Below are 13,964 nucleotides of genomic sequence, written 5' to 3'. Positions count from 1 at the left end.
GGGAATAAACCATGAAAGGCAATCAAGCGAATACGGGACAGGGAAGCAAGGCTAACAGGGCCACGATCACTTCGATCACCATGCTGGTGCTGTCACTGTCAGTGATGACAGGTTCATTTATCTATAATGACCAGCAGTCCCAGCTGCTGCACACCCATGAAACCAAAGCCAGTGAGCTTCGGGTCCTTTCCCAGCAGATTGCCAAAAACGCCTCAGAAGCAGCCTCCGGTAAAGAAGAAGCCTTTCCGCTGCTGAAAGAAGCAACAACGATGTTTGGCCAATATATTGATGATCTGAACCGTGCCAGCCTTTCTGTTATTCCCTTTATTGACACGTCCGGTAGCGCTACCGCCCAGCAAATTGAAGCCCTGGATTCTTCATGGTCTGAAATGAAGATAGAAGCCGACAGTATTCTCGCGGCAGAAGACACCGTACTGTCTCTGCATGAAGTTGCTACCACACTGAGTGAAACCATTCCCCAACTGCAAATTGAATACGACGAGGTGGTAGAAATCCTTCTGGATAACAATGCACCCTCAGACCAGATTGCCATGGCTCAGCGCCAGCCCTGGCTGGCAGAGCGCATTATCAGCAGTGTTGCCAAGGTTCTGGAAGGTGGCGAAGACTCCATCATGGCCGCTGACAGCTTTGGCCGTGATGCCAAGCTCTTCGGGCGGGTACTGCAGGGTATGCTGGAAGGTAACCTTGCCATGCGCATCAGTCAGGTGACTGATGATGAGGCCGTTGACCGTCTTATGGAGATCTCCGACCTGTTTGAATTCGTCGATGGCAGTGTTGATGAGATTCTGGAAACCTCTCCCGAACTGTTTCAGGTACGCACCGCATCCGACATCATCTTCACCGATTCACAACAACTGCTGCAGCAAACATCGGTGCTGGCAGACACCCTGTCCACATCCACCATTGAACAGAAGACACTTGAGCTGATCATCATGGCCTCCGGTGGACTTTCCCTTCTGTTTGTCCTGTTCACGGCCATGTCCATCATTATGGATACCCGCCGTCGTCTGGAAGAAACCAAAACCCAAAGCGAGGCGACCAGAGCCCAGAACGCTGCTAACCAGAAGGCCATTCTGCGACTTCTGGATGAAATGGCGGACCTGGCAGACGGTGACTTGACGGTTAAGGCCAGTGTTACCGAAGACTTTACCGGGGCCATTGCGGACTCCATTAACTTCTCCATTGAACAACTGCGCGCCCTGGTTAACACCATCAACCAGACGGCCGTCAAGGTCGACGCAGCTGCCCAGGAAACACAGGCAACCGCGCGACTGCTGGCCGAAGCTTCCGACCACCAGGCCCAGGAAATCGGTGCTACAACCCAGTCCGTGAACCAGATGGCCGAGTCCATTGACAAGGTCTCCAGCGAAGCCTCCGACTCCGCCGATGTGGCCGAGCGCTCGGTACAGATCGCGGCTAACGGTGGGTTGGTGGTACGAAACACCATCGATGGCATGACCACTATCCGCGAACAGATTCAGGATACCTCCAAGCGAATTAAACGGCTGGGTGAGTCCTCTCAGGAAATCGGTGACATTATCTCGCTGATCAACGAGATCGCCGACCAGACCAACATTCTATCCCTGAACGCCGCTATCCAGGCTTCCATGGCCGGTGAAGCAGGCCGGGGCTTTGCCGTGGTTGCCGACGAGGTGCAACGTCTGGCAGAACGGGTATCGGCAGCCACCAAACAGGTCGAAGCGCTGGTATCGACCATCCAGACTGACACCAACGAAGCGGTCATTTCCATGGAACAGACCACCTCTGAAGTGGTACACGGAGCCCGTCTGGCCCAGGATGCCGGTGTGGCACTGGAAGAGATCGAGCAGGTGTCCAACAGTCTGTCAGGCCTGATCCGGAACATTTCTGAAACCGCAAAAGTCCAGGCACAGTCAGCCTCACAGATCTCCAGCCGCATGGTGGCCATCCGGGATATTTCGATTCAAACCTCCTCAGGTACCAAGGCAACCGCTCAATCCATCGGTGATCTGGCCGGTATGGCCATGGAGATGCGTCAGTCGGTTACGGGTTTCAAACTGCCTGAAACCTCAGAGTCCTGACACTGACTCCGCAAGAGACGAGAGTATGACAACAAGCATAATGCCCGCCGCTCGGGCGCTCTTGTTAAACAGAGCGTTAAAAAGAGCGCATACAACAGCGGGAATGGTAGCTGGAAACGGGAGCCAGGCATGGTCGAACAGCGTGAATACATAGGTCTGGACTGGGTTATCGGAGAGATTGAAGGCACCCTCACTGAAGCCCGTCAGGACCTTGAACAGTATGCTGATTCCACAGATGAGGCTGTGTTTCTGGAGAATTGTCGTACCAAAATCCAGCAAATTCACAGCACGCTGAAGATATTGAAACAGAAGGGAGCCCGGTTACTGACCCGGGAAATTCTGCTGCTATTAGATAGCCTGAATAAGATTCCGGCGGATAACAGTCAGCAACGGCTGGTGGTACTGATTCAGGCAATGCTTCAGCTGCCAGGCTATCTTGTCCATACCTCCCGATCTGGCAACGATACCCCCAGCCTGCTGAAGCACCTGCTCAATGAAATGCGCCAATTACGGGGGCAACGGGCGCTGTCTGATATTGATTTTTTTGCACCGGCCATCGTTCACACCATTGCACCAATCCCGGAAGCACAGCTGAACAAGCTGCAGGCCAGCGGCTTTGCGGTTCTGGTACGGAAAATACGGCAGAAATATCAGCTGTGTCTTGCCGGCATTCTCAGGGACAGCAAGCGAGACCAGCAACTGACGGTCATCAGTAAAATATTTGCCAAGCTGCAAAACCTTTGCTGGGACTCGCCAATTTCACCGCTATGGGATGCCTGCACTGCCTTCTCCGAGGGCCTCAAGGAAGGCTCTATTGCCATAGACAGTCACGCCATCAGAATCCTTCGTGAAATGGACAATGAGTTCAAGTGTCTGGCCAGTGAGGAAGCCAAACGCCTGAACACCCCGCCCTCGGAAGAGATACTGAGAGAGATTCTTTATCGGATCGCCAAAGCAAACAGTGATCATGCGCTTATCCTCTCTCTGAAGCGACGATACTCTCTGGACCAGGCCCTGGAGGCAGAGCCGCAGGATGCCAATCTGCTCAACATTGATGCAGCGACATCGGTGGTGAAAGCCATCAAGGAAGAGCTCACTCATATCAAAGATGCCCTGGATCTCTACCTGCTGAACCCCGGGGGCAATCAATCCAGGCTTCGGGATCAACTGGCCACCTGCCAGCAAATCTCTGACACATTAGGCATGCTTGGCCTCGAATCGTTGCAGAACATCATGCACAGAGAGCATCAACATCTGCAGATGATTCTTACTGGTGGCCACTCGCCCGAAAAAGTGAACGATACCCTGATCAATACGGCTGCCCGGTTGCTTGAAGTGGAGTCCGGACTGAACCAGTTCATGGGCCTCAACCGATCGGTAACCGGCCAGAGTTCCGTATCAGCACAGATAAACGATATTCACCAGAAAGTAATTTATGAAGCCCGGAAAAACCTGAAAGAGGCCAAAGGCGCTGTGGAGGGCTACCTGGGCAGTGATTATAATCCGGAGTTCCTGGTCAAGTTATTACCCCTGATGAAAAGCATCCAGGGCAGTCTTGCCATGATTCCTCTGGACCGTGTTGCTGAGTTAATCAGTCGCTGTTCAAGGCATATTCAGCAGCAATGGCTGGACAAAAACCTCAAGCCCGGCCTCGATGAGCTGGATGCAATGGCCGATAGTTTATCCAGCATTGAATACTATCTGGAACAGTTGGGTGGCGGGGCTTCTGCCTACGTTGAAAAAACGCTGGATATTACCCGGAAAAGTATTGATCGGCTTGAGTCATCCGTTACCGTCACAAAAGCAGAACCTGCCGCGCCAGCCATTTCATCCACCCCGAAACCTGAAGCCAAAGCTAACCCGTTCGCTGCCCACCTGCTTTCCGATGAAGAGAGAGCGGCCCCGGAGGAACAAGCGGCTGACAATGACGTTATTGAGTTTCACTACGAAAAGCCTATGTCGTCAGCTACCGGAGCGGTTGCTGCCAGTGAAAAAGAAGCAGACTACGGCCCAACCATAGAGTTCTCAACCGACAGCCTGAGCCCCTCTCAGGCAGTTACCGGGAAACAGGACACGACTTACTCCCACTCGATCGATATAGTCCACAGGGAGAACCTGATTCCGGCAGCGGCGTCGATTGAAAACCCGCTAACAGTGAGTGATGAGCCGGCACAGACGGTTGATTTTTCGGCGAATGAAGAAAATCTGCCGGACCTGGAAAGCTACTCTCCTGAAGAAACATTCTCACTTTCTGAGATTGCGCCCCCTTCATCAGATCAAACCTTAACCATACATAACACCCCGGACAGCGATGACATCGCTGGGGATCTAACACCGTCACACCACTCTTCCCCGGAGGACACCCTCTCTAAAGAAGACACCTTCAGTCTGTCAATGAATGAAGATGACGACGACGACCTCCATGAAGTTTTCGTCGAAGAAGCGACAGAAGTTCAGCAACAGCTCAAAGCGCTATTGCCACAATGGCACAGTAATATCCATGATGCAGCCACCACCAATGAGATCAGAAGAGCATTTCATACGTTAAAGGGCAGCGGTCGCATGATCGGTGCTGACGTTATCGGTGAGCTGGCATGGTCATTGGAAAACATGCTGAACAACGTGGTCAAAGGCACGATTAAAGCGTCTGAGCCAATAGCTGAGCTACTCCATGAAGTGATCGCCATGCTGCCTGAACTGGTGAATGATTTTGCCGGGGACAGTCAACAACTCACCCCGGAAGTTCTGCTGTGCATGGAGAAAGCAGATGCCCTGGGTAAAGGAAACCACTTTGTCGTTGATAGTGAGGAGCTGGTAGAACCTGAGCAGCAAGAACCGGCCATGATGTTTGGCAACATTATCGAGGACAGTGCCAAAGAAGCTCTGCATAGCGACGTCGATGAGCTGGATAATGCACTGACAGAGCCTCCGGAAACCGAGGCAATCAGTAACGTTGCAACTGAAGAGCAAACCGTTGAGCTGGATAGCGGGTTTGATCAACAGTTAATGGCAATTTTTGACACTGAAGCCAGAAGCCATCTCAGTGTCGTCAAAGAGTTCATCGATAGTAGCCATCAAATGGGTGGCGATATCCAGATCACGGATTCTGTCCAGCGAGCACTGCACACCCTGAAAGGCAGTGCCTTTATGGCAGACATTACCCCCCTTGCCGAGCTGGTTGCCGCTATTGAAAAGACCATCAAGGAATTCCGGGCACACCTGGTGCCTGCTGATAGTCAGGTCATCAGCATGCTGGAACAGGGGGTAGACCTGATTGAAGACGCACTGCAACAACTGCAAACCAACTCCCACCCTCTGGACCTGAAAGTTGATAGCTTTCTTAACTGGCTTGATGCGCTTCATAACCAACTACTCAGCAACAGTTTGCATGATGAGTCTGCCTCGGAGCCTGCACCAGTAAAGCAGCCAACAGGCCAGCAGGCAGCACTTTTCCTGGCCAGCGACCTTGACCTGTTACTGGATGCCAGCAGCCATCTGAAATCATGGGTTAATGGTACGCCCCACGAGGAGCTTGACCGGTTCAAGTTTGAACTGAAGGTGCTTGCTGAGAATGCCAATGAAGCAGGTTTGTCGGCTATCACAGAGCTCTGTGATGTGTTACATGATGTCTGCACTTACCTGGAGACCCATGAGACCCGCCTTCCCCAACCGTTACTGTCGCCATTTACGGACGGCTTCGAAGCCCTGGTTGAAATGATGAACCAGGTGGCTTCTCAGCAAACGCCGGAACCGCCACACGCGATTTTCAGCGCTCTGCGTGAAGCACTGGAGTCTTTGCTGTTTGAGCAGGCATTGAGTCAGGCAGATCCCGACCTGACGTTCGAAGAAGACCTCGAGGATCATGACTTTGATGCCCTGCTTGATTTTGATGCAGAGACAGAGGCAGCAGAAGACATCGACTTATCGTTCTCTGAAGATAATCGTTTCAAACCGATAGCCCAGCCGTCCTGGATTGCTTCAGTCCCGGCAGAAGGCACATCTTTTGCTCCGTACAGCAATGGGTCAGAGCCCGAGCCGGAGCTGCACAAGCTGTTTATCGAGGAGGCTTATGAGCTGCTCGAAGACTCAGCACAGTCTCTGGAAACATGGCTCGGCAATACCAGCGATTTACAACCGGTTCATGAACTTCAACGATGCCTGCACACCCTGAAAGGGGGAGCAATGATGGCAGAACTCCATGAGCTTGGAGAACTGAGCCATGGGCTGGAAGATATCTATGAATCCATTGCCAATGGCAGCTGTGAGCCTGAAAGCGCCCCTCTGGCGCTGATTCAGAAAACTCACGACATCATAGAGACAACACTGAAAACCCCTGACAACGGGCAACCATCCCCTGACGTACAGCGCATGCTGGAAGAACTCAGGCAATGGAAGCATAGACTGAACGCCAGCCACTCAACCGCTGAAGAGCCTGATACTCTTCCGGACTACCTGGGGCAGGCTGCGCCAGCCAAACCTCTCGCCAGGACCTTGGATGAAGATACATGGGTCAATAACCTGTCAGAACTGCCCGCACCTGATCTACCGCAGCCGATGCCCGGTCAGGTACTGGAACCCGTTTCCACCACCCGGGTAGCGCCCCAGGCCTCTGCCGATGGGGAAGAGACAACGCTTCAGTCATCACTGAGTGAAATGGTCCGCATTCCCCCGGAACTTCTGGAAACTCTGATCAATCTTGCCGGGGAAACCAGCATCAGCCGTTCCCGCATTGAGCAGCAGACGACAGATGCCGCCCGAACCCTTGAAGAGATGAATCGAACCATTCTGCGGGTTCGGGAACAGTTGCGGCGACTCGATATCGAAACGCAGAGCCAGATCATCTCCCGGCACCAGGGCGATCTTGGTGATAACCCTGATTTTGACCCATTGGAAATGGACCAGTACTCAGAACTGTCACAGCTCTCTCACTCGCTGGTGGAGTCCGCCTCTGACCTTATGGATTTGCGCGAGGCCTTGCAGGAAAAGACCCGGGATACAGAAACGCTGCTCCAGCAACAGTCCAGAACCCAGATTGAGCTCCAGGAGCAGCTGATGAAAGCCCGGATGGTATCGTTCAGCCGACTGGTTCCCAGGCTGCGCAAGATTGTCCGTCAGGTGTCTGATGATCTGCACAAGCCCGTTGAGCTTGTGGTCAGTAATGCCGAAGGTGAGATGGACCGAACCATGCTTGAGCGCATGCTTGCTCCCTTGGGACATATGCTCCGAAATGCCATTGGTCACGGCATCGAAGACTCATTGGCAGAAAGACAGAATTCAGGCAAACCTGAGGCGGGACAGATTACTTTATCGATACGACGCGATGGTGCCGATGTGGTGGTTGAGTTGTCCGACGATGGTCGCGGTATCGATATTGAAGCCGTGAAAGCCAAAGCGATTGAACAGCAACTGATCAGTCCTGACGAACCGGTAACGGATCAGGAAGCCATCGAACTGATCATGAAGTCCGGATTCAGTACCGCAAGCGAGGTGACCCACCTTTCTGGCCGCGGTGTCGGGATGGATGTTGTGAATAACTCGGTTCGCCAAATGGGCGGCAGCATACAGGTTAAGTCTGAGGCCGGGCTGGGTACACAATTCTCTCTCAGGTTGCCATTTACCCTGTCCATTAACCGGGCGTTGATGGTGGAAGTAGGCAGCAGCCTGTACGCACTGCCGATGCATGCCATTGATGGCATCTCCATGGTGTCAGCAAAAATGCTGGCCGATTGCTACCAAAACAGAGCGCCACTCATCTATGGCAATGGTACCGAGCACCAGCTGATCTACATGGGCGCTCTTCTCGGTGCTGGCAGCCCCAAAATAAGTGATGGCCAGTGTCCGGTAGTCATGGTGCAAAGAGGCAGTGAGAATATAGCGGTTCAGGTTGATGCTATCGTGGGTAGCCGGGAAATCATTACCAAGAGTCTGGGCATTCAGTTCTCCGGTCTTGCCGGGGTAAACGGTGCAACCATTCTTGGTGATGGTCGAGTTGTGGTCATCCTTGATCCGGCGGCACTTTACCGCAAACATCAGCTGGTCATTCAGGAAGCCAAACCTGACACCGTGGAAAGGCATGAACCGGACAGCAGTGATCAGGCCATCAGAGTGCTGGTGGTGGATGACTCGGTGACCGTAAGAAAAGTCACCAGTCGTCTGCTAAGCCGTCAGGGATACGAGGTGATCTCGGCACGGGATGGTGTGGAAGCCATGACCCGTCTCGCTGAGCAGAAGCCAGACATTATGTTGCTGGATATCGAAATGCCCCGTATGGATGGTTTTGAGGTGGCCAGCGCGGTCAGGAATGATCCTGAACTTCAGGACCTGCCGATTATCATGATCACCTCCAGAACCGGTGAGAAACATCGTCACCGGGCCTTAAGCCTGGGTGTCAATGAGTACATAGGCAAGCCTTTCCAGGAAGGGCCATTACTCGAAGCGATTGAAAAACTGATTGAAGTTGAGACAGCGTGATAACAGGGCTTCCCGGGAAGCCCTGCCCTTCACAACAACCGCACAGTAGCAGAAAGAAGAGGAAACCATGTCCGGAAGCCACAAGCCCATTTCGTCCGTGCTGATACCCATGCAGCAGCGCCCCCTGCTGATACCTTCAGTATGTATCGCCGGTATTCAGGACTACAGTCGTCCGGAAGCCAATTACCCGGAAACCGAATGGCTGCTGGGTGATCTTGACTGGCGGGGTACAAAGATCCCGGTGATTTCCTTTGAACGACTGAACCATGGACGATTTGCCGAGTTCTCTGCCACCAATCGTATTGCCATAATGCATCGCACCAGTAAAAACGATAGCCTGCCATTCTATGCCATGGTGGTTCAGGGAATTCCACAACCATTAACACTGGTACGGGAAGAAGTGCGGAATTCAGCAGAAGAAAAAGGCCCAATGGAAAAATATCGGATTATTATGAGAGACGTTCCTGCTTCAATTCCGGATCTTTCTCTTGTGGAACAGAAATTGACATCCTCCAGCGATTTGGCTGTAGGAGGTTGTCAGCGAAACGAATAAATCCAGGCCGTTGAGTATTTGCCAATTACTTATCCACAATTAATTACTTATCCACAGTTTAGTGGCGAAAACTGTTTACAATTTGATAGTGGGACCATGCGTTTAATAATCAGTTCCCTGGTCCTGTAACTTATCTACCGAACTGCATCACGAACGTTGAGATAAAGGCGGACAGGATCAAAAGTTCTTTTTAACCGATTTAAAATACCAGATGTTAGTGATGTTTTTGCTATAAAATTCAAATTGCTATCTTTTATAATGGTTTTGTATTTCTGAAATACTTCAGATCTCGAATTGGCTCGCTGTATGATTGTTGCACCACACCATTTTGGTGCCAACAACCTTTGCTTCACACTAGCGTCAAGTTTTGCTTCCAGAACTTGTTGGCAAAAAGCTTCCACACTGTGAGCTTTGCCTTCAAAAAAAGCACTGTAGAGACCCGGCTCCAGGGGGAATCCAACGTAATTAGCTGCTATCAGATTCTCTTTGAACTGAACGCTGAGATTACTTGCTAAAACCAGTTTACAAAAAACCTTAACACACTCACTGTGATTTGCTGCCATGGCTTCGTGCAAAGCAGGCGCTCGATAATCTGGCCCGTCTAACTCGTCAATAGAAGAGAAATCGATGGCCATTAGCAGTTCTTTTTGCCACCAATCAGGGTAATTTGTTGATAGTATCCATTCGCAATAGGTGCGGGCAAGGTCAGCATTGCCTTTTCTCATAGCCAGAAAAAGACCTGGCGTGTTGCTTTCGGGGACTTGGGGTGCCAACAGTTTCTGCTTCATTTCAACGTTCAGGTTACTGCATTGTACCTGATCGAAAAAGGCGCTGATGCAGTCGGCATGACCTTTTTCGAGCGCTATGTAGAGACCGGGAATACCATCAAGGTTTATGGCTTCCAGCAGTATTTGCTTTGCCCACTTTTTGCGGGGGCTGCCCAGTATTTGCTGACAATACTGGGTGACAAGTTGAGCATTGCCAGCCTGGAAAGCATCAGACAGACGGGAAGAAACCTCACAATCACTATTGTTGAACACGGGCAAAGACTGATTCTTGCCAACTGACTGATTGGTTAATGCCACTGCATTTGCAGACGGGCCATTTACCGCAGTATTACTAGCATTGGCTGAAGGACTCACTTCGGCTATCACGACCTGAGGTGCAGTACCTTCAAGCACAATTGCCGCTTCGTGGGTAATTAATTTGCTGACATTTTTCTGGTCCAACCGGGGAAAACCCGGTTCACCCAGCTGAGGTTTGACTAATTCAGTTTGATCAACAAAAGCTCTGGTAATTCTGCTGGTTTGGATTTGCTTTACTTCATACGAACCCTGGAAAACAGAACTGGTAGATGTATCATCCGGACGTGGGCTTCGATCATCAAAGATGAAATTAATACCTGCACTGGAATTATTATCCTTATTAACTGCAAACATACGAATTATTTCTCTAACTGATTATGGCGACTCAGGCAATCCTGTACATGATTAAATCATCATAGTGCAATATTTATTCTTCGCAAACGATTCAATAATCCCAAAATTTTTTTACGCGATGAGGTTTTTGGGAAATCACGAAATTGAACAAAAATAATCAACGGACCGCTGCATAAGGCTCTTTGGTCTGAACATCGAACGCTGGAGGCTTAAAGCGCTACCATCAATCCAGGAAGCATCTTGCCCCACTGTTTCTTTGAGGGGAAAAGAAAAGGCACCGTTTTCATCTTCTAATTTTTCCGCAAATCTTCCATAGTGCCTGGTCACCATCTTATCAGCAGGCACAAGGGAAAACTCAGTAACATTCAATTCATTTGACCTGATATCATCAGGCTCGGGACGAACATACTCTGCACAGCTGGAATATTGACTCATTAATGCAAAGGTTTTGGTCAGCACCTCGTGCATTAAACAACCAAAAAATTCTGATCGGGCATGGGAAGTGGCAAAAATATCATTTGAGGTGTGCATCAGTAATTGGATCAGGAGTCTCCACTTGAATAAAACCCCTTTAAAATACAGATCATCCATTCTGTGCAGGGAGTTGTAATAAATATCGGTATCTAAATAAATCATCCCGTCACACGGACTGGTTCTTTTATTGGTATCACTCGAAGCTTGATTAATACCATCGAGCAGCTCAGTGCCATAAAACACAGAAGCACCCTTAAGACATCGCTATAGGCACAGGCTGTTCTTGTTATCTCAACCTTGGACATTGTTTCAAATCCATTAAACATCCAGCGCTCAATGTCGGCAAAGCCTATGTTATTTAATAGTGGATTGATACGGTGTTTGAACCGTTATGGTTGATGGCGGGATTCCCGTAGGCAGTGCTTCATCATACCGCAGACATGAACTGGAGCAGGAATTTTTAGCAAATAAAACCACTATTCACTAAAAATTTCCGACTTTTTATCCTCAATTTTCTGCCATCCTCGCTACGGGGTCGCCTATTCTCGGTCAGCCTCCTACTACCTACTAAGAGGTGCTGCGGGATATCAAAACCTTGGGCGAACTGAGACTGGTTATCGATGTGGATGGCTGTATTTTTGAAATTCATGGTGTGGTCTACTCGAAAGGTCAGCCTGAAAATCCCCATGACCGGCTATGCCGGTCATGGGGATTTGGAAAAAAGGATCCAAATTGAACTTTGCACCTGTTGGTATTGTCGGTAATGTCAAAGTGCCAAACACTTTCACTTTTAAGTACTCAGGTGTTTTACAATGCAACCTCTCTTCTTAAGATATAATAATCCAACAAATCCTCCGGATTCCCTGCCATTATTTGAACAATCCGAAAAGATTCTCATAAAAGCCGTCGATTCATTTCTAGGCGGAGTAATTGCTTCCACAGCATCTCTGGACATTCATCGGTATTTTAACGGGCCTGCCGAGGATTATGCCCGGCAGAATTTGGTTGGTTATGAAAAATTTAAATATGATGGTCTTCAAAATGGTGAAATCAAAGTAGTCAAGCTTTTTGTATATCCGTTAATTCTATTTGTTGCCCAGGGAGGTCTGGCTGATTGTAGCACTCTGGCTAAATCGATATACGACAGAGTATGTAGCCGACTTGCATCACATTCATGATCAAAATTGAAGTGCAAACTCGCTCTTTAAAGAGCGTGTCAAGTTAAGACTGTCACAAACCAGTGAGTTTCAATTGAGGGTTTACCCGTGTTGCCCATCTCTCATCCTTCAGCATCAGCCAATTGTCAAATGCCCTCCGGGTTATTCCCGGAATTTAAAAAAAATATCGCAAGTGGTGTCTTCTCAATTGCCATTGGCGCGGTGACAGTTGCTATCTGTAACCATATTGATACTGTTTTTAATGTACCGGCACAAGAATCACTTGCCAGGAGTCTGGGGCCTGATAAATACAATGAATACCTGGACCTCCGGCAAGATGCGTTAATATTTGCTGCTGAAGCAGCGGTATTGTCATTTTTTGTTTTTTTCGCTAACCCTCTGGACACTTTGAACAAAGCAGGAAAATCTCTTTACGACAGGGTCTGCAGCAATTCTGTGCCTTCCAGCACTAGTGTTACAAACCAGAAAAAATGTAATTGAATGGCTTATTCCTGATAATGAACAAAGAAAAATAGTCATCTTTAATTTCATGAGTCCACAGAAGAATTTTATGAAACATCCGGGCTAAAGCCCCGGAGTCTGTTGACGTTTCGTTGTAAGTTCAGCGGGACGCTCAGGCTGGTGCAGATGGGTGCCATCCTAGGAGGCTGTCCGAGAATAGACTGCCCTACTGCGGTGGCAGCAAATTGGTCTAAAAATTCCGTTTTGTTCGGCAAATAGCCCCGCTATTCACCTCACAAAACGGAATTTTTATCCTCAATTTTCTGCCATCCTCGCTACGGGCGCTATTCTCGGACAGCCTCCTAGATGGTGACAGTTTCTATTCAGCGCAAAGCAATATAACGACCATGGTCAACCAGTCCATCGGTCACCTGAACGGTGCCATCCTTTGCTACAACAACGGCTTCAATAAATGCCTGTTGACATAAATAGTGCAACGCATCATCCGCCGAGGATAAAAAGCCGGCAGTACTCCAGATTTCACCATCAACGGAGTGTTTGGAAATAATGGTCAGACTGGCAATATCCGTGGCAATGGGCATACCTGTTTGTGCATCCAACAGGTGGTGGTAACGCTGACCATTGACATCAAAATAGCGTTCGTTAATGCCAGAGGTGACCATGGAGGCATCGTTCAGTGGCAGCGCACGAATAATGGAGCCCCGCTGTGCCAGAGGGTTTTGAATACCTACATTCCAGGCCCGGTTGGCATTGGTGGGTGAGTGACCGATGGTGACCACATTGCCCCCCAGACTGATAAAGCCGTAGTCAACACCGGCGTTGACCAGCGCTTGTTTGACCTGATCGGCAAAATAGCCTTTAGCGATGGCCCCCAGGTCGATCTCCATACCGGGTTGACGTAAAAATACCGTTCTCTCCTGTTCGTTCAGGACAATGTTATCAGGATCGACCAACGCCAACCGTGCAGATATCTCCGCCGCTGAGGGCAGTCTGGCATCCCGAAAGCCGATGCGCCAGAGCTTGACCAGAGGGCCAATGGCAATATTGAAGGGGTTGTGTCTGTCCTGGCTTGCCGCCTTAGCGACGTTGATCAGGTGAAAGAGATCGGAAGCAACCGCGATTGGTGCAATGCCTGCATTCTGGTTGATGCGCATCAGTTCCCCATCTGGTTGATTGACCGTGAACCGCTGGGCGTATTGGGAAAGTTGGTGATAGGCCGCTTTGAGCAGCTGCTCACCATTTTGATGATAAACGACCAGATCAATCAATGTTCCCATCATCTGGAATCTGGTCTGGTACTTGTGCA

8 protein-coding genes are annotated in these 13,964 nt (G+C 49.9%); 5 read left to right on the top strand and 3 right to left on the bottom strand.

Features of this window, described 5'->3' with window-relative positions; genetic code table 11:
* Positions 1 to 11: 11 nt before the first annotated feature.
* From J7438_RS13330 to J7438_RS13320, 3 genes are all read left to right on the top strand, one after another.
* Positions 12 to 2,081 carry a methyl-accepting chemotaxis protein gene (locus J7438_RS13330; protein ID WP_209276929.1) on the top strand — a complete coding sequence of 690 codons (2,070 nt, stop codon included), beginning with the start codon at positions 12 to 14 and terminating at the stop codon, positions 2,079 to 2,081.
* 129 nt (positions 2,082 to 2,210) lie between these two features.
* Positions 2,211 to 8,552 (top strand): hybrid sensor histidine kinase/response regulator, encoded by a 6,342-nt coding sequence (locus tag J7438_RS13325; RefSeq protein WP_209276928.1) that lies wholly within the window; start codon positions 2,211 to 2,213, stop codon positions 8,550 to 8,552.
* Between the two features lie 67 nt (positions 8,553 to 8,619).
* Entirely contained in the window at positions 8,620 to 9,105 is a 486-nt protein-coding gene (locus tag J7438_RS13320) for a chemotaxis protein CheW (RefSeq protein WP_209276927.1), read from the top strand.
* A 134-nt stretch (positions 9,106 to 9,239) separates the two neighbouring features.
* On the opposite strand, the gene J7438_RS13315 is transcribed toward J7438_RS13320, so the two are convergent.
* Together J7438_RS13315 and J7438_RS13310 are read right to left on the bottom strand one after the other, a co-directional pair.
* Positions 9,240 to 10,544 (bottom strand): hypothetical protein, encoded by a 1,305-nt coding sequence (locus J7438_RS13315; RefSeq protein ID WP_209276926.1) that lies wholly within the window; start codon positions 10,542 to 10,544, stop codon positions 9,240 to 9,242.
* A 135-nt stretch (positions 10,545 to 10,679) separates the two neighbouring features.
* Complete coding sequence (locus J7438_RS13310; RefSeq protein WP_209276925.1) at positions 10,680 to 11,261, bottom strand: hypothetical protein; 582 nt, start codon at positions 11,259 to 11,261, stop codon at positions 10,680 to 10,682.
* Between the two features lie 569 nt (positions 11,262 to 11,830).
* On the opposite strand from J7438_RS13310, the gene J7438_RS13305 reads away from it, so the two are divergent.
* Positions 11,831 to 12,196 carry a hypothetical protein gene (locus tag J7438_RS13305; protein ID WP_209201735.1) on the top strand — a complete coding sequence of 122 codons (366 nt, stop codon included), beginning with the start codon at positions 11,831 to 11,833 and terminating at the stop codon, positions 12,194 to 12,196.
* An 87-nt stretch (positions 12,197 to 12,283) separates the two neighbouring features.
* A complete protein-coding gene (locus J7438_RS13300) occupies positions 12,284 to 12,676 on the top strand; it encodes a hypothetical protein (protein WP_209276924.1) in 393 nt (130 codons plus the stop codon).
* Between the two features lie 344 nt (positions 12,677 to 13,020).
* Here J7438_RS13300 and J7438_RS13295 read toward each other — a convergent pair whose 3' ends face one another.
* Positions 13,021 to 13,938, bottom strand: coding sequence for an FAD:protein FMN transferase (locus J7438_RS13295; protein WP_209276923.1), 918 nt, complete (start codon positions 13,936 to 13,938; stop codon positions 13,021 to 13,023).
* Positions 13,939 to 13,964: the final 26 nt, after the last annotated feature.

This window comes from Thalassotalea sp. G20_0 (assembly GCF_017744175.1).
GTDB lineage: Bacteria > Pseudomonadota > Gammaproteobacteria > Pseudomonadales > Endozoicomonadaceae > Endozoicomonas.
Note: the sequence above shows the minus strand (reverse complement) of the source record. Positions and strands in the feature narration are given on the sequence as shown.

Excerpts from the sequence above, each read along its gene's own strand:
- J7438_RS13330 (WP_209276929.1), top strand. The coding sequence starts at position 12 with ATGAAAGGCAATCAAGCGAATACGGGACAGGGAAGCAAGGCTAACAGG.
- J7438_RS13320 (WP_209276927.1), top strand. The coding sequence starts at position 8,620 with ATGTCCGGAAGCCACAAGCCCATTTCGTCCGTGCTGATACCCATGCAG.
- J7438_RS13315 (WP_209276926.1), bottom strand. The coding sequence starts at position 10,544 with ATGTTTGCAGTTAATAAGGATAATAATTCCAGTGCAGGTATTAATTTC.
- J7438_RS13305 (WP_209201735.1), top strand. The coding sequence starts at position 11,831 with ATGCAACCTCTCTTCTTAAGATATAATAATCCAACAAATCCTCCGGAT.
- J7438_RS13295 (WP_209276923.1), bottom strand. The coding sequence starts at position 13,938 with ATGATGGGAACATTGATTGATCTGGTCGTTTATCATCAAAATGGTGAG.
- J7438_RS13325 (WP_209276928.1), top strand. The coding sequence starts at position 2,211 with ATGGTCGAACAGCGTGAATACATAGGTCTGGACTGGGTTATCGGAGAG.